The sequence below is a fragment of the Mycobacterium sp. SM3041 genome (genome assembly GCF_039668335.1).
Classification (GTDB): domain Bacteria; phylum Actinomycetota; class Actinomycetes; order Mycobacteriales; family Mycobacteriaceae; genus Mycobacterium.
Genome location: NZ_JAYXBQ010000002.1, coordinates 124,801 through 144,194, shown reverse-complemented (window position 1 = coordinate 144,194; position 19,394 = coordinate 124,801). Strand labels below are relative to the sequence as shown.

Here is a 19,394-nt window from a genome sequence, read left to right as displayed (position 1 = left end):
TTATGGTAGGCCGACCATCATCACCGAAAGTCGAGTCCAGTAAGAGCTGACAGTGTCGCCACCGTGTTGTCGCCGAAAGTCTCGCGCACCGCAAAACCGGTGCGCGTGACGTCGAAGATCGCGTGATCGGTGTAGACGCGATCGACACACCTGACACCCGTGAGCGGATATGTGCACTCGGCGACGAGCTTGGACTTCCCGTTCTTGGTCAGCAGGTCTGTCATGACGTAGACAGACTTTGCGCCGATCGCGAGGTCCATCGCACCGCCGACCGCCGGGATGGCTCCGGGCTCCCCGGTGGACCAGTTCGCAAGGTCGCCAAATTGCGACACTTGGAATGCTCCGAGCACGCACACGTCGAGGTGTCCGCCACGCATCATCGCAAACGAGTCTCCGTGGTGGAAGTAGGCGGCACCGGCGACGGCGGTGACTGGCTGCTTGCCTGCGTTGATCAGGTCGGGGTCGACGTGCGCTCGATCAGGTGCTGCACCCATACCCAGCATTCCGTTCTCGGTATGCAGGATGATTTCCAAGTCCTCCGGCAGATAGTTCGCCACCGCAGTCGGGGCGCCGATCCCGAGATTGACGACCGCCCCCTCTGCTATATCGGCTGCGATTCGCTGGGCGAGGTCATGGCGGGATATGCGGGTACTCATGGGTGGACCTCGCTCGACTCCGCACGGTCGGCAAGCGGTCGCCCGTCGACATCCACGCCGCCAACGAACATTCCGTCGGCGAGCCATGGCCGTTCGCCGATCGCGACAACCCTATCTACGAAAACTCCTGGTGTGACAACGACTTCGGGATCGATCGCTCCGAGTGGCACGATCTGGTCTACCTGCACGACTGTTGTTGTCGCGGCAGCCGCCATGATCGGCCCGAAGTTGCGTGCGGTCGCGCGGAAGACGAGATTGCCCCACCGGTCTGCCAGGCGCGCAGAGATCAACGCGACATCGGCGGCTATCGGGTACTCGAGCACATAGTCACGGCCGGCGATCGTGCGCGTTTCGCGTCCCTCGGCCAGTTGCGTGCCTACACCTGTTGGAGAGAAGAACGCGCCGATTCCTGCCCCGGCGGCGCGGATCCGTTCGGCGAGGTTTCCCTGTGGGACGAGTTCGAGTTGTATCCGACCCGCACGGTAGAGTCCGTCAAACACCCACGAATCGTGCTGACGTGGGAATGAGCAGATCATCTTGCGCACTCGGCCTTCGGCGAGTAGGGCCGCGAGTCCGGTATTGCCGTTGCCCGCGTTGTTCGACACGACGGTCAGGTCGCGAGCGCCGTGCGCGATGAGTGCGTCGATCAATTCGACGGGCTGCCCGGCGCGACCGAATCCGCCGATCATTACCGTCGCACCGTCGGCGACGTCGGCGACCGCATCCTGGACGGTCGGAACTGTCTTGTTGATCACGCGTCACCCCGTGTGACGGACTGTTCTGCCAGCGTCACGATGTTGGACAGGAGCATGGCGCGCGTCATCGGACCCACACCGCCGGGGTTCGGCGACAGCCAGCCGGCGACGCTTTCGACGTCCGGATGGACGTCGCCAGCGAGCTTGGCCTTACCTGAGGCGGTGGTGCCTACGCGGGTGACACCGACATCGAGCACTGCTGCTCCCGGCTTCACCCATTCCGGTTTGACGAAGTGAGGCGCACCGAGCGCGGCGACCACGATGTCCGCGCGCCGAATCTCGCCCGGCAGATCGACGGTGCGCGAGTGGGTGAGCGTCACCGTGGCATCGAGGCCTCTGCGCGTGAGCAACAGTCCGAGCGGCCGCCCGACGGTGACACCGCGTCCGATCACGGTGACCCGTCGTCCGCTGATCGGCACGTTGTGGCGCAGCAGCAGTTCAACGATTCCGGCCGGTGTGCACGGCAGCGGGGACAACAGGCGTCCCCCTGTCGTGAGCACCAACCGGCCGAGATTGGCGGGGTGTAGACCGTCGGCATCTTTGCCGGGGTCGATCGACTCCAGCACTGCGTTCTCGTCGATACCGGCGGGGAGCGGAAGCTGCGTGATGTATCCAGTCACGTCGTCATCGGAGTTCAACTCTGCGACCGCCCGTGCTATATCGGCGCCTGACGCCTCAGCCGGCAATTCCTTGCGGATGGAGGCGATGCCGACCTCCGCACAGTCTCGGTGTTTACCGGTCACGTAGGAGACAGACCCCGGGTCCTGTCCGACTAGCAGGGTGCCGAGCCCGGGGGCGCGACCGTCTGCCTGCAATCGTTCGACGCGTTGCCGCAACTCGCACTTGATGGTCGCGGCTGTCGCGATGCCGTCCAAATGTTCCGCCACGATGCGGTATACATCCCTTCGAATAGTTCCTGTTGGACTCGGTCCGCGATACGAAGCCGTCGCAGGCCGGTGAGGTCACCCGCCAATGGCCGCGCCTAGGGCAGGACGTGGGATCTGCTCGACGTCGACGGCGCGGTTGTTGACGAGATCGAAGTAGGGGTAACGGCCCACCGTTACCCGGATCCGCTTCTGCGGCGTGCCGGGACGACCCCACAACACAGTCAGCTCGGAGCCCTCGGCTGCGTGCCGCTTGTCGATGAACCCAAGCGAGATCATGCGCCGGTAATAGACGCTGTTGATGCGCCCCGTTGACGTCCCGATCTGTTCGCCGTCCGCGAGCACCCAATCGGCGTGGTATCCAAAGCCCGGGCCGCCCAGATTGAAGTAGATGTCGTAGGGCCGGTCGTCGATCCGGTCGTAGGGTTCGACGCCACGGCCGCGGAATTTCGAGGCCACGACATCGGCGATGTCCTGCTCGTTCCATACCAATGTGACCGTCGCCCAGCGATCTTCTTCGGCTTCGCGCTGCAGCGCCTCTTTGCCGATGAAGTCGTGGCCGAAGTCGACCATCTTGCCGAGCCCAATCTGGTACGGAGTCACGAACCGTGCCTCGATATCGGGACCGACGCTGCCGAACAGGTGGCGAAACTTGTTGTAGAAGTTCTGCGTCGGTTGGGTGTCGAAGTACGCGGCCATATCGGGCTCCTCGTACCAGGGCAGCGGGTAGTGCAAGTTGATATTCGGAAAGCCAGCTTCGGTGTGCTGCATGAGATACGCGGTCTGTCCCTGCTTGACAAGACCGAACCGCTGCCCTGCGTCCCAAATTGCCCGGTAAACCGTCTCGGTATCGGCAGTCGCGCCGTGCACCTCGTATCCCAGACCTCCTGCCATGCCAAGGCGCAGGATGCGCACGGGGACATCGGCGATGCGGGACATGCGGTGCCTGCCGAAGCCGATGTCGTGTAGATCCTCTCCGGCCGCCGCCTCGAGCACTTCAAGCGATCGCGGACCCGCCAGCTGGAGGAAGAATTCGTTGAAGGATTGGTCGACGCCGGTCACGTCCATCCCCGAGTTGATCAGTCGGTATGCCAGAACAGGGGCGAGCCAGTACGTGCGATACACGTCGTCGTCGATCCGCGCGGCGACGCCTTCGGTCAGGACCTGACCCTTGTGATTACAGAGCACGGCGTGGCGGATCTGGCCGACGTGGAAGTTCTTGAAGGAGTTGATGCATACCGATCGCAGGAATTCCAGCGCATCAGGCCCGGCTATGTCGTATACCGGCGACATTCCGTTGAGTCCGGTGCCTAGGCATGCGGTCTGCTTGGAGGCTAGGGCCTCCTGCTCGTAGCCGAGGAACTCGAGCGGGATTCCGCCTAGCCCTGGAGCCAGAGTGAATGCACCCTCAGCGATAGTTTCTTGAGCGGTCACGTCATTGTCCGTTTCTGGTCGTGCGCAGGCCCACAAGCCTGTGCGGGTATTGGTGTGGTTCAGTCGGCCGCGTCGGCGACCGCGTAGCCGGCGCCGGCGACCGCGCCGCCGTCGACGGGCAGGACGCTGCCGGTGGTGTAGGTAGCACGCGAGACGAGGTAGATCATCATGTCTGCAACCTCTTCGGGGCGCCCGTAACGACGTATCGGCATGGATGCCGTAATGCCAGCCTCATCACCGCCGGTCATCATGGCTGTGTCGGTGTAACCCGGCTGCAACGCGTTCACCCGGATGCCGTGCCGCCCAAGTTCGAGAGCGGCGACTCGGGTCAGACCGAGGATCGCCATCTTCGACGCGACATAGGGGGCGAGAAGGCTGGGTGGGACCACAGCGGTGATTGACGCCGTATTCACGATCGATCCGCCACCTGCGTGCCGCATTGCGGGCACCACAGCCTGGATTCCGTTGAAGTGACCGGTCAGATTCACACTGAGGACGCGGTCCCAGGTCGCCGGCGCCATCTCCTCGATCGCAACCGGCAGGTTGATACCCGCGTTGTTGACCAGGATGTCGAGGGTGCCGCCGAATGCGACCGCGCCCTCAACGCACTCTGACCACTGCGACCGGTCAGTCACGTCCAACCAGGCGAACCGCGCTTGCTCACCGATGGCGGCCGCCAGGGCCTCACCTTCATCTTCGAGTATGTCTGCGATCACGACGTTAGCGCCGCACCGCGCAAGCGCACGGCAATGTGCTGCGCCGATACCGCGGGCACCTCCCGTGACGATCGCGGTACGTCCTTCGAGGCTGTCAATGGCCATGTTGTCCCGATCCCTGGGTCGTGTTCGGTGAGCACGTCCGGGTTGCTGTCACCGTGACGATGTGCGGCCGGCGCGCTCCGATGCGTGCCCGTCGAGGGTGCTGCGGCACTGCGGCGCAGGACAGCGTGAACACACCCGATAACGCACGCACTTGGCCCGCGCGAGTGTTCATGGGGTCACCCCGTCGGCGCCGCGCATGTCGATGACACCGGTGATCAGCTCACGGTTCACTGCCGCCCTCATTGCTTCGCCCGCTTCGTCCAATGTGTATGCGCGGGAGAGCATGATGTCGACATCGAGCAAGCCGGCTTCGATCGCACTCGCGACGCGCTGTACGTCGCGGTTGAGGAATCCACCGCCGCTCTGAGAACCCACGATGACCCGGCCGAACATCGACACAGCATTTGTCGGGAAGTGCGACATGGCCGAGTCCAACGGCGCGACCATACTGGTGGCCACGACGGTTCCGCCGTTGCGGCACAGCGCGAACGCCTGTTCGTCGCCGCCTGCCTCCCCGGTCGCCTCGAGAGCGAGATCAGCACCGCGTCCAGCTGTGACGCCTTTGACCACTTCGTCGGCGTCCTCTGGTGCGACCACGTCTGTGGCCCCGACCATCGTGGCGAACGCGCGACGTTCTTGAAGCGGGTCCACCGCGATTATCCGGGATGCCCCTGCAGCTTTGGCCGCCTGGATCATCCAAAGTCCGAGGTGTCCGCAGCCCACCACCGCCACGCTGTCGCCCGCCTTGAGGCGCCCGACTTCCCATACCGCGCCGACGCCCGATAAACCTCCACAGCCCAGCAGGGCAAGTTGCCTGGCGTCCAACGTGCTGTCGACCACGGCAAAACAATGCTCGCGGTACTTCATGTACTCGGCGAACGTTCCTGCGCCACCGAAGCCTGCCACGGCCACACCTGAGGATGTGCGTCCGACGACCGGCGGCGTCGGGACTTCGATCCAGAGCCGTTCGCATTGCGACGGCGAACCGTGCTGGCATGGATAGCACTTGCCACATTCCATGGTGCCCGCCACAACGACTCGGTCACCGACCTGAGTCTTTGTGACCCCTGGTCCCACTTGCTCCACGATCCCGCACGCGCTGTGTCCGGGTATAAGCCGCCGGTCCGGGCTCACAGGGTCGTCCATGAACAATTGGTCGGTCCGGCATACAGCGGTGACCTCGACCCGAACTACTACTTCGCCCCAATGCGGCGGATCGAGTTCAACTTCCTCGATCTCGATCGGCGCTCCGCTTCCACGCGCAACAGCTGCTCTCATCCGACACCTTCGTCTCCTGACGCTGGCCTCCTTGCCATGCGTCCGCCTGTGGACCCATGGTCGGGTCGCAGAATGCAAAAGACGATGGATTCGCCGAGCATCGCGTACGACATCAGGTGATTGCACCCTAGGGACGAGTTCGACGCGCTGGCCTAATGTGACCTGGACGAATAGGCGCATCAACGGCGAGCGCCGGGCAAGGATTTACATGAGCACTCATCGGGGGCTGCCCGTCAGCCAACTGACCGAATTTGTCGGTCGTGCAGCAGAATTGGGCGAACTGCGGACCCTCGTGGCAACGCGTAGGCTGGTGACCATCACCGGCCAGGCCGGAGTGGGAAAGTCACGAACGGCCGCGCGCCTCGCCGAAATTCTCCGGCGGTCCTACGGCGAGTCGACGGCACGCGTGGCTGCCAAGTGCGCCACACCGCGCGATCTCATCGAATTGATCGCCGAGACCGTAGGGGCCAGAGGTGCGACGGCCGGGGACATCGCACGGTCGCTGGGTGATAAGCCGTTCCTACTCATCCTCGACGGTATCGAGAACCCCCAGGCCACCGCGACCGTCATCGAGCAGCTCCTGGAACGCACCACCGAGACACACATCGTTGTCACGTCGTGTGAACGGACGGGCATCCGCGGCGAGATGCCCTACCCCCTTCCGCCACTCGCCGTCCCGGCGGCGAGCCCGCTGGCACAGACCGCCGGCGCCCCGGGCAGCACCGAAACTGAAGCCCTTCTTGTCCAGAGGGTTCTGGATGCCGATCCGGATTTCACCGTGACTGACGCGGCGACCGAGGATTTCCTGGCTGTGTGCCGGTCGACCGATGGGCTGCCCCGTTTCATCGAGGCAGCCGCACGCGCAGTGACCGTCCTGGGTCTGCACGAAGCAGCCGTGGCGGTCACCGAGCGGCCGACTGTTCTGGACTCGTTTCTGCCCCACGGGTCCAGTGCGCAGGCCTCCGCCGTGGTGTTGGATGCAGCGATTGCTCGGGTGTCGCCCGACGCTCGGGCGCTCATGCAGCGACTGTCCCTGCTCGAGTCGGGCTGCGACGTGCGTTTCGCCGCAGAACTGTTCTCGGCCGGGAGCTTGGCGACGCTGGCCCTTCCGGTCGCCGAACTCGTGGGCGCCTCACTCGTTCGGTCTGAGAATGTCGACGGGGAACGTCGCCTGCGCGTCCCGCTGCACTACCGCGCGAGGTTGATCGAGGTCTGGCCGAGCGAGGAACGAAGCCATGAGGAGCAGCACATTCGCCAGGTGTTGATCGCGCGGCTTCGACACTGCGCGGCGGTCTGGTTCTCCGGCGAACAGCTGTCAGCGGTCCAATTTCTCAATCGTCATGCCGCGGACATCACCCGAATGCTCGGCGCCATGGCCGCGGAGCAGGGCTCCGCCCACGAAGCCCTCGAGATCATCAGCGCGTTGCGCTACTACTGGCAGCTGCATCCGGTGGACCCATGGCCGCGCGCTCGGGACTGGTTGCACAGCGCGTTGTCCCTCGTCGATCTGAAGGACGTGGTCACCCTGCGCGCGATACAGACCGACGCCTACATCGCGTACCACGAAGGCGACCTTGACGGTGCCCGCGCACGACTCAAGGCAATCGACGCCGAGTTCGAACCCGGGATCGCTGAGTACGCGGACGAGCTCTTCGGCGTATTCGTCGCGGCGCTGGTCGACGTCGCCGATGGCCGCGTCGAGGAGGCAGAACCGAAACTGTCAGCAGCCCTGGATGCCGTCCTAGAGGCGGAGGTGCGCGACCATGTCGGCGAAAAATACTGGCATCTTGCCGCCTGTCAAATCGTCTTGAACAAGCAGGACGCAGCGCTGCAGACGGTGACCGACGGGGTGGCCTACTGCGACCGAATTGGCGACGTGTGGGGGCGTGCCTACCTGTGGTGCCTCCTGGCGATCATCGAGGACCGCGACTGTGACAGCACCGCGGCCGGCGAGCGGGTGCGAGCAGCGCTCGATGTGATGGCGCGATTCGGTGATCGCGTCGGGCTTGGCCTCTGTGTGCAGCTGCTCGCCTCCATCCGCACTGAGGCCAGCCAGGGCGCTGACCTCACCAGCCTCAATGAGTTCGTCCCGCAAGCAACGCCGTTACGGCCGGATGCCCTGACAGGGTTCAGTGGTAACAGCGGATGGCTATCGCACCCCGCTGCGCTGCCTGACGGCCGCCAACTCGGCGAGGTGTTAACCCGACTCACTGCGAGGGACGCCCCAATGTCATCCATGCCGGATCGCACCGATGCCTGCGATGCTCTCAGCGCGCGGGAGACCGAGATCGCCGTGCTCATCGCTGAAGGCCTGGGCAATCCTGCCATCGCGGCACGGCTCGTGCTCTCACGGCGCACGGTCGAAGGACACGTGCAGCGCATATTGGCCAAGCTCGGGTTCCGGTCGCGCAGTCAGATCGCGGTGTGGGTGACTAAGAATGTCGATAGCGTCGCCGGACGGAAAGGGTGAGGTTCGCGGCGTTGTCCGCTCACGCGAACACGATCGTGTGATTACCGTGCCGGATGACTCGATCCTCGGCGTGCCACTGCACGGCCCGGGACAGGACGGCTCGCTCAACGTAGGCCCCTCGCGCCTGCAGGTCCGCGACGGTCATCGCGTGGTCCACACGCGTCACGTCCTGTTCGATGATCGGGCCTTCGTCGAGATCCTTGGTGACGTAGTGGCTGGTTGCACCGATGAGCTTAACGCCGCGTTCGTGCGCCTTCCGATACGGCGCAGCGCCGATGAAGGCCGGCAGGAACGAGTGATGGATGTTGATCACCGGCACGCCGACCGTATCGAGAAAATCCTCGCTGATGATCTGCATGTATCGCGCAAGCACGATGAAGTCGACGTTGCCCGCGACCAGCTCCATGATCCTTGCCTCGGCTTCTGACTTGTCCGGCCCTTGTGAGGGCACATGGAAAAAGGGGATGCCGAAGGAGCGAACATCGCTGGCCACATCCGTGTGATTGGAGATCACCATCGGAACCGTCACCGGCAGCTCGCCGCGCCGGTGACGCCACAGCAGGTCGAGCAGGCAGTGATCGGACCTCGATGCGAGAACTGCCATGCGCTTTGGCCTTGACTGGTCGGTCAGCAGCCACTTCATCCCGTAGGGTTCGAGGCTGGTCGCCAGGTCGGATTCGATGTCCGCGATCGCTGCTTGCAGATCGCTGCGATGGAATACCACCCGCTGGAAGAAGTCGCCGCCTTCCGGGTCTGATGAGTACTGATCGAGTGAGACGATGTTGCCCTTGTTGCGGGTGATGAGCGCCGTGACTGCAGCGACGAGCCCGGCTTGGTCAGGTCCGTGCACGATGAGGCAGGCGTGGTCGCGCAGGCGTGTTGTCGGTGCCATGGGATGTGCTTTCTCGGGCGGCGGTCAGTTGACCGGGTCGTCGGATACAGGTGCGAGCGAGATGTCGAAGGATGTCGAGCTCCAGGTCTCGCGCAGTAGCTTCCCGCGGGGACCCGTACCCGGCTCGTGAACGGTGAAGGGGACGATCAGGGACTCTTTGACGCCGAATACGGTGTCGTGACCGAGCCATTCGTCACCCTCTACGAATATGTGGGTGATCAGCGTGTGGTAGCCGGGTGCGCTCACCATGAAGTGGATGTGAGCCGGGCGCATGGGTGAGCGTCCAGCCGCCGCGAGAAGCTGTCCGACCGGGCCGTCGTGCGGGATCGGGTAGGCAGCGGGTTGCACTGTCCAGTAGTCGAAATGTCCGGCCAGGTCGGTGTGTAGCCGGGCGCGGCCGGCGAGCCGGGCACCCTCGTACTGCACGTCGTAGAAGCCGTCGTCGTCGGCGGCCCACACTTCGACGCGAGCGCCTGCAATGAGATCGCCATTGGTCGAACGCACCGTGCCGCGCACGTGGCAGGGTCGTCCGACCATCCCCTGCCCGATGTCGTCACCGTTCATGATCGTCGGAGCGTCGTCAACGAAGAACGGTCCGAACACGGTCGACTCGGTTGCCTCCGAGTGAGGGGGCGAGTTGACGGCGACCGTCATCATTGAGGCACCCAGCACGTCGGACAGGAGGATAAATTCCTGCCGGTGCTCATCGGTGATGTGACCGGTGCGCGTCAGGAAAGCGATCGCGGTGTCCCATTCGGTCTGGCTTAGGCGAATTTCGCGGATGAAGCCGTGTAGGTGTCGCACGAGCGAGGACATGACCACTCTGAGACGAGTGTTCGGGCTGTTTGCGAAGCTGGCGACCACCCTCTCGGTCAGTTCGGTCTCCCTCGACACATTCACCGGGGACACCTCAGCGTTGTCACTCATCCATGGGGTCCCTTCGCTCGGAGGCGGCCGCGAGAATCTGCATCAGGCCGGCGCGTGTGACTGGCCGCGGGTGGTCGATCGGGAGGCGCCCGGCTATGGCCTCGACAGCGGTGCTGATCTGGTCTGGATTCAGGCCGACGTCGCACAGGCTGCGCGGTGCCTTGGTCTCAACGATCAGCGCATCAAGACCGCCCACCGCATCGACGGCTCCGAGCGCCTCAGCGATCGCTGCCGCAGCCTGCGGAACGCTGGGTGCGGTGAATCGCAGAACCTCCGGCAGGATGACTGTGTGGGTCGCCGCGTGGGGAAGGTCGAACTCACCACCGAGCGCGTGGCAGATCTTGTGGTGCAGACCCGAGCCCGCCTGTGCGAACACCAGCCCGGCAAGAAAGCTGCCGTACTGGAGTTCGTCGAGCGCATCCTGCTCGCCTCTTTGCAGAGCGCGGAGGCCATCAGCGAGGTGCCGTACGCCCTCACTCGCCAGTACGGAACTGACCGGGTTTGCCGCGGTGCCCCAATAGGCCTCGATGCAGTGGGCCATGGCGTTGAACGCCGATGTGACTGCCAAAGCCGGCGGAAGTGAGGTCAGAAGCACCGGGTCGTAGACCACCGCGCGCGGAAGCACTGCCGGATGCCGTCCGGTCTGCTTGCGTCCATCTGTCGTGATACCCCAGGTGTCAGTCATCTCCGATCCAGCGAGCGTCGTCGGCACAGCCACGATAGGAAGACCCGTTTCCAGCGCAATGACCTTGGCCGTACCCGTGCTCGATCCGCCTCCGATGGAGAGGACGAGGTCGGCGTGTGCATAGGTCGCGGCCTCGACCGCTTCAGTGGCTGTGGCCGCCGGAACGTGCTCGACGACTCCGGCGAATCGACCAGCTAGGCGGTCACCGAATTGCGCGGTCAGACGCTCGACATTGGCGGTCTGTGACGACGAGGCAACGACAAGGATGCGGCGAGCATGGTGGTCGTCGACCGCACGGCGAACGTTGTCAGCGGCGGACTCACGTCCGAAGTAGGCCTGGACGGGCAGCGCACGGTAGTTGAAGGCGAGCTTCGTCATCTCAACGCCCTTTCAGCTGCTGCGCCACGCACGAAGGCGGGGGTGCGCCGCTGCGAACGCAGGGCGGCGTTGACGGCGGTGAGGTCGCGGCGTTCGAGTGCCTCGACCACCTCTTCAAAGCCACCTGTTGGGGAGATGTTGGCGAAGATCGCCGCGGTGATCGTTCGGCGGTCGATGCCCGGCAACCCAAGTGAACGGTAGGCGCGCAGCAGTGACTCGGACCCCGCGAGCCCGACGAATACCTCTGCGCAGTCATGCAAAGCGCTGACTAGGTTAGGGATGCTCTCCGCCGAGCCGCCAGGAGCTGCACGACGGATCGGCTGCAGAAGGGCATGCAATGTTGCGACGTCGTTGTCGGTGATGCGGCCGATGATCTGGGCGGCCACGCCGAGCTCGATCGCAAGTTTCGCTTGATAGGCGTCGTCGACCACCTCGTCTGGAACGGCGGCCACGCTGTGCACCCCGTCGATCCGTTCGGTGAGTCCTTCCGATTTCAGTGCTGACAGGGCACGCAGGATCGTGCCACGTGATGCGCCGAGATCGCGTGCGAGTTCGTCCGGGTCAAGCACGTGCGCCGAGTCGGTGCGGAGCGCGAGAACCCGTGCGCGGACCGTGTCGAGAACCGAACGGTCGGCTTCGGTTCGGAGGTGTGCGAAGTTGCCGCGGTAGTAGGCCAAGGGGTTACCGTCGACGGTGTCTACACCAACCACGCTGGCGCGAAACTCCCAATGTGATCCGGCGGGGATCGCGTCCACGATGCGGCAGCTGAGCGCCGCGACGCGGCCCGCCAGGACCGGGTTTCCAAGGACATCGTCAGCGAACTTGAGTCCCGCGAACCTGTCTGCATCGCGGGTGGCGAATCGACCAGCGACCGCTGCAGCGTCCTCATCGAGAATGTTGATCGCGAACGTGCGGGTACGCATGATGGCCAGCGCGGTGCTGGACGTCGACGACAGCGACACCATGACCGTGGCAGGGTCAGAAGCGATCGGGGCAATGGCCGCGACGGTGGCCCCGACCGGCTGCCTGTCATCACGGGAAGTCACTACGGCCACCCCCGAGGTGAAACAATTCATCGCCGTCACGAACTCATGTGGCGCAACCGGTTTCGCCAGTTCACTCGGTGCAGGCACAGACTCAGCGGGCGTCATCATGACTCCGCTCGCGCGCCGGCGAAATGCTCCGCGGCGTACATGGCGGCGGTGGGATCAGCAAGTTGGGTGTTGAGGTGACTCCACCATTGACTGAGGTCTCGCCAGATGCGTTCGGTTCGAGTGCCCTGAACGACGGCACTCGAACCGATCGACTTGAAGAGAAAATCGCTGACGGCGTCCCAGAGCAGTCGTGCGGATTCATGTGCGACGAGGGCAACGTGGATGTCCGACGCCCGTGAGTAAGGTGTTGACACCGAGTCAGCGATGGTGCGGTCAAACAACGCTCCCGCGAAGTCCATACTCGCGAGCGACGCATCGAGCTTCGCCCGAGCTCGTCCGTAGCGCCACTGGAAGAAAGTGTCGTCCACACGCAGGACGAAAGGAGCGTTCACGGTCTTGCGCACTGTCATCTGGGCGTCGTATTCGTCAAACAGAGCAAGCGCCGCGCCGAGGGCGAGCGAATTCAGTTCGAGAGAGAAAAACCCGATGCCCGGCGCCCCATACATCGGGTTAGCGTGCAGCGCCCGGCCGGGGGCCTGGGTGGCCGGATCGATCGAGAGTTGACTGACCCCTTCGAGCACAAACTCTTCCGGGATGAAGGCGCGCTCGAACTTCACGGAGTTCGAACCGCTACCCCTTAGCCCGAGGGTGCCTCCCCAATCGTCGAGTACTTCGTACGTGTCGCGCGGAGCGATGAAGTTCGAGACGACGCCGGGTCGGTCATCGTGGAAGGCGTGCCCACTGAAATGCGTCGCGTAAGGCACACCGGAGGCGTATCGGTGCACGCCGTCGACCAGAAAGCCGCCATCTACCCGGGTGAGGGTGCCCGAGGGTGCGCTCGTCATTGGCGCAGCGAAATAGTCGCCCGCGAAAAGCTGCCGCTGTGCCTTCTCACTCCAGTAAGAGGCGACTTGCAGATTGTGTCCGGAAGCAAGTGTCAGACACCAGGCGGTCGCCATATCGGCATACGCAATCTCGCGCATGACCCTCAGAAAGTCAGGGAGAGTGAACTCATAGCCGCCCCAAGTTTTCGGGCGCAGGAGATGGTAGAAACCAGCGTCGAGGAACTGAGCGTGCAGTGCTTCGGAGTGACGAGATTTTCGTTCAGTATCGGGAGCCTCAGCTAGAACCTGCTGGCCGATCGAACGCGCGCGCTCCAGCGCCTCATCGAGGGTGAGAGAGTCAGGGCGCGCCGTTCGCGTCGTCGCGGGTGAGGTCATCTTTCTGCTTCCTTCGGCCGTCGTTGGCGGGGTGCCATGACAGGCTCCCGCGCGGACTAGCCCCGGCCATAGCGTGAGGTCACCCGACCTGCACGTGTCTGACCCTCACCTATACCGCCACGTAAGAACGCCGAACAAGTCCTCGGACGTGACCTCTACACACGACGCATCGAACTTGAACAGATCTGCCATCCAGTGAACCGCCGCGAGTTTGAAGGTGACGAAACTTCGACAACGCGATGTGTGGACCTGGCGGTTGTCTACATCGACGCCGAGCGTGCCGTTTAGGCCGGCGCAGCGGAACTTCTTCCGGTGACAGCGCTGCCGGCGGAGCGGATGCGAAAAGTGACAAAATTTGAGAAAAGCGCGCGTGACATCAAACGAGAACGTCTCGGTCTTCCCAGCTCAGCGGCCTGGGATGTGACAAGCTATATGAGAACGGACAGGCGGTTGTCCGTTCTCAAACGCGACGTCACATTCTCAAAATCGATGTCACTCCGACGTCTCAAGTGACACGGATTTGAGAATGTCCAGCAATGCTAACCAACCGTCTCCGGTAGGCCACGGCGACCGATGAATGATGACTGCCGGGGCTCCTTTTTAGGCTGAACACGCTGAGGACTTCGGGCAGCCCGCGACGACGGCATGAGCTGACACTAGGCCGACCGCGCCACAGCATCGAGCGCCTCTTTGGAAGACGGACCCAGCTGCTACAGCTCCGGACGTCGGCATTCGATGGGGGTGCCAGCTGGCCGAACCGCCGCGCCCGCAACGCGCCTCCGGTGTGGGATCAGAAGGTTCGGGGTGTCGGCGCCAGCACACGGCCGCAGGGTGGTTGAGTGAGTCTCAGGCGTTGGCGCTCGGCACAGACGGCGCCGCTCCCGCAGTCTGGAAGAGGGTGTAGGCCATGGCGCGAGTTGAATGGACTCGCCATGAAGGCGACGACATCGAAGCCGTCGTTGGCATGTTCATCTGCAGCGACTTCCCCAACGCCGTTCGCGTCCGACCTAGTCAAGGCGACGGTGGCGTCGACATCTTCGTTCCCGGCCCCGAAGGCTTCGCCAAGCACCGCACCGTCTATCAGGTCAAGAAGTACCACGCCAACCTGACCAGCAGCCAGAAACGCAAGATCACCAAGTCGTTCAACAACGTCGTCGACGCCAGCAAGGCGGAAGGCTGGGAGGTCATCGAATGGCATCTCGTCATGCCGCTCGACCTCACCGACCACAACCTTGCCAACTGGCTGAAGCAGCTCACCGCAGACGCAAAATTCCCTTGCGAGACACACGGTCTGCTGTACTGCGACACGAAAGCCGCTCAGTATCCGAAGGTCGTCGACTACTACATGCGCGACGGCAAGGAGCGTCTTCAGGCCGCCGTGGACAACCTCACCGCGATCATCGCCCACCGCGTTAATCGCCAGCCCAACGAACCACTCATAGCCACGGACGTCATGTCCGACCTTGCATCGATCTACAAGGCACTCAACGACCACGACCCGTTCTACCGGTACGAGTTCAGCGTTTCAGACAGCCCGCCCGCGCCCACGCCCGTACCGGAGGACCCCGGTCTCGTCGGCGTGTACGCAATGCAACACGACTCGGTATGGGTCGCGATAAAGATCTTTGCGCTCTCGCTGGAGTCCCTGCGGGAGCGCCCGATAACCGCCCAACTCCAGGTCGCTGTTCCCCGCGGGGACAACGAACTGCAGGAGCAATTTCAGAAGTTCATCGCCTACGGAGCGCCGATGGCGATGCCGCGCGGCACCGTCAGCGGCCTACTCGACCTTCCTGGCGGTCTGGGTGGGGAGCTGCAGGACGCCAGCCTTCAGGTGATTGCAGCCCCCGCAGACGAACAAGCAGACCCAATTGAGCTGATCGTTGCCGTCGTTGAGCCAGACTCCGAGACAGTCATCGCCAGCACGACCATCCGGAGAATCGAACAGTCTGCCGGCCAGACCGGCATACGTAGTGTCTTCACCGACCAGGCCAACCTCTTCACGTTGGAGATGCTGGTACAAGCAGGCCAGCTTGATGGAACCATGAGTCTTGAAGTTGACTACGACCTCGCTGGCCGCAGACCCGCCGAGCTCATTGACAGCCTGAAAGTCTTGTCTGCGTGGCATAGTCCGAACCGCCTTGCCTTCGCTCTAACCTACGGACCGAGGGACTACGGCATCGTCGCGACTCTCCCCACCGACCGATCCGGTAACTCGGGACACTGGCCAGGGATTTGCGAAGCGCTGGCCCAGATTCAAGATCACGTGCCAGTGCTACTGACGATGCCCGAAGAGATGTCCGCAGACGAGGCGCGGGACATCCTCTTTGCGGCCAAACTCGTTTCAGGCCAAGCTGTCCCAACATCGAAGTCAAGACCCTTCACTGTCCACCACGACGTCCACCCGCCAGAGATCGCGCGGGAATCCGGCCGCACCTATGAATTTCTTGCGATCAACCCCACAACGATTTCGCTGGCAGGCCAGAAGATTGACGTCGGAAAGAACGCGTTGTTCTTCCTCGGCAAGTACCTTGAGATCGAAGAGGGCCACTCCAGGATCGAGCCACTCACCGACGGAGTGAGCGTCAGATACCTCGGCGAACTCGAAGCCACACGAGTGCTCGCCCGATCGCTCAACAACCGCTCGATATCGAGCCAGCCTCTGGCGAGCAGCAAACGCACCTTGCGCCGTAAATCCTATGCCGCGCAATGATCATCGGTGAACGCACAACCGCTCGTAACGCCCAAAGTGGCAGCACCCGGGGCAGATTCACCCCGCATCATGAGAGCGCCACCGTGGCCCCGGCCGCCGTCATCGAGCGCCGCCCGTGCGCTGAGGTCGTGCACCACCGTACCGTTCTAGGATTCGACATCCAGAATGCAAAAACCCGTTCGACAAACCTGATGCAATCACGCGAAAGCGCAGGTCAGGGCATCCTGATATGACACGGAGTTTTGCAACCGACAGTGGGGGGAGCGGGGGTTGCTTTTCTCCGTGGCGACGCGCATTACGAAATCTCGAACGGTGCCGGGTTCGACAGTTTGCACTGCAAAAGGTCAACTAAGCAATCGCGTGGCAGGTCGTGGGTTCGCGTGGCGCGTCCGTGGCCTCCTGGTTCTTGACGCGACGCCGATCGTGCTCCGGCCATTGCCTCCAGAGATGCCGTGAGGCTGTTCAGGACCGAGTGTGCCGCGTCGGGCCGCTCCGCTGTTATCCGCCATCTGGCCAGACTTCCCCTCCAACTGGCGGGAAGAGCGCTCGGATGACCCGTAAGGGCCTCGAAGCGAGAAGTCGCCCGTCGTGCGCTGCGGAGTGCACCGTGCCTATCGCGTGCCACGACGTACGCGAGTGCAGACGCCGCACGGCGCCGCGCGACTTTGACAGTCAACCGACACCTCTGTCTGGCAAAAATAACGCTGCTTGCATTGTGCGCACGACGTTGAGTCGTACTCGGCTCAAATGTGCTTTCAATCCTGGGGAATTCGTATGGATCGCGTATCGCGACAATATGAATATGCAGCGGAGAGGAGCGTCGGGAAAGCGTGAACTCTGAATATTTACCCATTCCGATGAACAATATCGCGTTGCTGTGCTACGGCGTCTGTCAACTAAATTGACTGGTAGCAAGACTATTTGGAGCTTGAACCGACAATCGTAGGAGTAGCTGCACGGTTCGCGATATAACGTTTCAACGCACGATGTTACCGCGATTAGACAATTCATTTCAGTCGATTGAATGAGCTAGTGTCGGCGACTGTAAGTAGTTCCGCAGAAGAGGAGGTATGTGAATGTCGAAGCAGCACAAGTCACGTCATCGTGCAGCGGTCGCATTGCTGGCGGTCGCGCTGATGGGCACGGGCGCCGGATTTAGCGCGGCCGTGGCCGGCGCGCAGCCGCCCCCACCGCCCGGGCCGGGCATCCTGCCGCCGGGGCCCGGTGCGCCCCCGCCGCCCGGTGGACCCGGCCTCGCTCCTCCTCCGGGTCCAGGGGCTCCGCCGGCCCCGGGCGGCCCACTACTCCCGCCTCCGCCGTTCTGATCCTGGTGCAGCGACTCGACCGCCCGGCGCGTAGCCCGGTTGCCGCAGGTGCAACCGGGATGCGGCCGGGCGGTCGACCCGCTCGTCACGGAGTGAGTCAGCGCTGGGTCACGCTGGCGGGCTGGCGATCTCGGCGCACAACCCCGTCTGAATGCCGCTCGTTTGGCGGCTCCGCTACTTCGCTGGGGATCCATTTGATCTTCGACCTCGCCCCGTCCCTCGACCGACTCATCTCGGCGGCCAAGGCGCGTCCGGGCGTCTTCTGGGCCGTGTCTTCCTCAGCCAACGCCTCCATGCCTCGACGGCTGCCGGTTAGTTCATGTTCCAGGGCTCACCGTAGGTGGTCACCGAGTCACCGGTCTTGGCGATCAGGCGAGCAAAGGGCCGCAAGAGCACGCCGCCGGCTGCACCGGTCACAGTGCCGTGCGCGTTGGACACCGCCACTGAACCCGTCGGGCCGGAAACGTCCACCGAGAACGTCGCGACTTCCTGGATACCCGGGCCGTTGCCTAGATCCGCGGAGATCGATACACCCGGCAACAGGTTTGGTGTGATGATGCCGCCACCGCCGCTCCCGCTACTGTTGAATGTGCCGGGGTTGACGTCGTCGAGGAGAATGTTCGGCGTGGTGTAGCTGAAGTTGATGCCTACGCCCAATGCCCACGGGAAGCCGATCTGATAGCCCAGCTCCAACGTGCCGGTGAACTGGCCGCAGCCGTTGCCATCACATTTGTAGGTGGCGCGGCCGGAGTGGAACCACTCACGTGTCAGCCGGTTGCGGTCCAACGGAAATACACCGTTGAGGAACGTGTCCCACTGCTGCACCGTCAAGGTGCGATCGAGGCCGTCCACCAAGCTCAGCTGGTTGTCTAGATCCGCGCGTGAGGGCCCCGCTCCGACGGATAACGCCACGACCGCACAGATGCTCATCACGAGGCCGAATTTCAAAGTCTTCAACAGTTCTTTCCCGTCCTGGTAATGCCTTGGTCGTTGATTCAGCGCCGATGATGATCTAGGCAGGATAGGGCCGAATGATGTTGTACTCGTGGGGTTTTTGTATGTGAATCATGTCAACCGCGACACATGTGCAACTGCGGCTGGCGGCCGGACTGTCGCTCATGCGCAGGTGGTGTTTGCAGCTCTGTAGGCCGCCGGTACGACGGGTCAACCGGCAAGGAGTCTGTCGGTGATCAGCAGTTCGAAAGTACTCACGATGGCCGGAAGGTTGTCGGCAGGGCCAACTGCCGAGGGGTAAGCGGCGATACCGCAAAGAACCGCGACCATCGTTTCGACGGCATCGATGATGTTGACCTCATCGCTGAGCTCGCCTCGATCGATAGCATCACGCATTGCCGACGAGATGAATGCCCGGGACATACGAAGCACCGAGCGGTCAGTGACGATTCGTGTTTCATTGCGAACCGATTCGCGCACGGCGGCGGCAACAAGTTGGGCGTTGCACTCGCCAGGGTCGTCGGCGCCCAGGGCCGCTGAAAAGAAGCTGACAAGCTGTGCGGGAAACGTTTTCGAGCGCCGGGCCGTAGCGGCCGCTGCCGCCACTACATCGACCGCCGGGCGGTCAATGGCGTCGCGGTACAACTCCGATTTGTTGGCAAAGTGATAGTGCAGTGCCGGTCTGGACAAGCCAGCCCGTGTTGCAATGACATCGAATGTCGCGGTGGTGTAACCGAATTCAATGAACGTCTCTCGCGCTGCACGCAGAATGCGCTGACGGTTGGCGGCGGTTGTTGCTGCCGACGGACGGCCCGCCTTGAGGCGTTCGATCGGTGCCATGGCTCCATTAT

General features: G+C 63.2%; 16 protein-coding genes. 3 read left to right on the top strand and 13 right to left on the bottom strand.

All coding sequences use genetic code 11. The features are described from left to right. Positions 1–20: 20 nt before the first annotated feature. The 6 genes from VXD91_RS02495 to VXD91_RS02470 all read right to left on the bottom strand — a co-directional run bounded on the left by VXD91_RS02495 (position 21) and on the right by VXD91_RS02470 (position 5,828). Complete coding sequence (locus VXD91_RS02495; RefSeq protein WP_346414555.1) at positions 21–656, bottom strand: 3-oxoacid CoA-transferase subunit B; 636 nt, start codon at positions 654–656, stop codon at positions 21–23. Beyond that, positions 653–1,411 (bottom strand): 3-oxoacid CoA-transferase subunit A, encoded by a 759-nt coding sequence (locus VXD91_RS02490; protein WP_346414554.1) that lies wholly within the window; start codon positions 1,409–1,411, stop codon positions 653–655. The genes VXD91_RS02495 and VXD91_RS02490 overlap by 4 nt, the downstream gene beginning before the upstream one ends. Then, entirely contained in the window at positions 1,408–2,301 is an 894-nt protein-coding gene (locus VXD91_RS02485) for a bifunctional methylenetetrahydrofolate dehydrogenase/methenyltetrahydrofolate cyclohydrolase (protein ID WP_346414606.1), read from the bottom strand. The genes VXD91_RS02490 and VXD91_RS02485 overlap by 4 nt, the downstream gene beginning before the upstream one ends. Before the next feature lie 72 nt (positions 2,302–2,373). Next, positions 2,374–3,729 carry an aminomethyltransferase family protein gene (locus VXD91_RS02480; RefSeq protein ID WP_133062586.1) on the bottom strand — a complete coding sequence of 452 codons (1,356 nt, stop codon included), beginning with the start codon at positions 3,727–3,729 and terminating at the stop codon, positions 2,374–2,376. 59 nt (positions 3,730–3,788) lie between these two features. Continuing rightward, positions 3,789–4,550: an SDR family NAD(P)-dependent oxidoreductase gene (locus tag VXD91_RS02475; protein WP_346414553.1), complete on the bottom strand. Its 762-nt coding sequence runs from the start codon at positions 4,548–4,550 to the stop codon at positions 3,789–3,791. Positions 4,551–4,718: 168 nt separating this feature from the next. Beyond that, on the bottom strand, positions 4,719–5,828 hold the full coding sequence (locus VXD91_RS02470; RefSeq protein WP_161494423.1) for an alcohol dehydrogenase catalytic domain-containing protein: 1,110 nt from the start codon (positions 5,826–5,828) through the stop codon (positions 4,719–4,721). A 310-nt stretch (positions 5,829–6,138) separates the two neighbouring features. Here VXD91_RS02470 and VXD91_RS02465 point away from each other — a divergent pair, with 310 nt between their 5' ends. After that, positions 6,139–8,298 (top strand): LuxR C-terminal-related transcriptional regulator, encoded by a 2,160-nt coding sequence (locus VXD91_RS02465; RefSeq protein ID WP_346414552.1) that lies wholly within the window; start codon positions 6,139–6,141, stop codon positions 8,296–8,298. Between the two features lie 19 nt (positions 8,299–8,317). On the opposite strand, the gene purU is transcribed toward VXD91_RS02465, so the two are convergent. The 5 genes from purU to VXD91_RS02440 are packed head-to-tail and all read right to left on the bottom strand — an operon-like array spanning position 8,318 to position 13,554. Further along, positions 8,318–9,190 (bottom strand): formyltetrahydrofolate deformylase, encoded by an 873-nt coding sequence (purU, locus tag VXD91_RS02460; RefSeq protein ID WP_055119114.1) that lies wholly within the window; start codon positions 9,188–9,190, stop codon positions 8,318–8,320. 24 nt (positions 9,191–9,214) lie between these two features. Beyond that, the gene (locus VXD91_RS02455) at positions 9,215–10,117 is read right to left on the bottom strand and encodes a dioxygenase (RefSeq protein WP_088305573.1); all 903 of its coding nucleotides are present in this window, start codon (positions 10,115–10,117) and stop codon (positions 9,215–9,217) included. Next, positions 10,110–11,180 carry a maleylacetate reductase gene (locus tag VXD91_RS02450; protein WP_346414551.1) on the bottom strand — a complete coding sequence of 357 codons (1,071 nt, stop codon included), beginning with the start codon at positions 11,178–11,180 and terminating at the stop codon, positions 10,110–10,112. Before VXD91_RS02450 ends, VXD91_RS02455 begins: the two co-directional genes overlap by 8 nt. Beyond that, a complete protein-coding gene (locus tag VXD91_RS02445) occupies positions 11,177–12,331 on the bottom strand; it encodes a flavin reductase (protein WP_346414550.1) in 1,155 nt (384 codons plus the stop codon). Before VXD91_RS02445 ends, VXD91_RS02450 begins: the two co-directional genes overlap by 4 nt. Further along, on the bottom strand, positions 12,331–13,554 hold the full coding sequence (locus VXD91_RS02440; protein WP_346414549.1) for an acyl-CoA dehydrogenase family protein: 1,224 nt from the start codon (positions 13,552–13,554) through the stop codon (positions 12,331–12,333). Before VXD91_RS02440 ends, VXD91_RS02445 begins: the two co-directional genes overlap by 1 nt. A gap of 907 nt (positions 13,555–14,461) precedes the next feature. On the opposite strand from VXD91_RS02440, the gene VXD91_RS02435 reads away from it, so the two are divergent. After that, positions 14,462–16,264 carry a hypothetical protein gene (locus tag VXD91_RS02435; RefSeq protein WP_346414548.1) on the top strand — a complete coding sequence of 601 codons (1,803 nt, stop codon included), beginning with the start codon at positions 14,462–14,464 and terminating at the stop codon, positions 16,262–16,264. After that, a complete protein-coding gene (locus VXD91_RS02430; RefSeq protein WP_346414547.1) occupies positions 16,261–16,497 on the top strand; it encodes a hypothetical protein in 237 nt (78 codons plus the stop codon). Before VXD91_RS02435 ends, VXD91_RS02430 begins: the two co-directional genes overlap by 4 nt. Positions 16,498–17,901: 1,404 nt before the next feature. Here VXD91_RS02430 and VXD91_RS02425 read toward each other — a convergent pair. Next, entirely contained in the window at positions 17,902–18,519 is a 618-nt protein-coding gene (locus tag VXD91_RS02425) for an MspA family porin (RefSeq protein ID WP_346414605.1), read from the bottom strand. Positions 18,520–18,753: 234 nt separating this feature from the next. Next, on the bottom strand, positions 18,754–19,383 hold the full coding sequence (locus tag VXD91_RS02420; protein ID WP_346414546.1) for a TetR/AcrR family transcriptional regulator: 630 nt from the start codon (positions 19,381–19,383) through the stop codon (positions 18,754–18,756). Between the last annotated feature and the right edge of the window lie 11 nt (positions 19,384–19,394).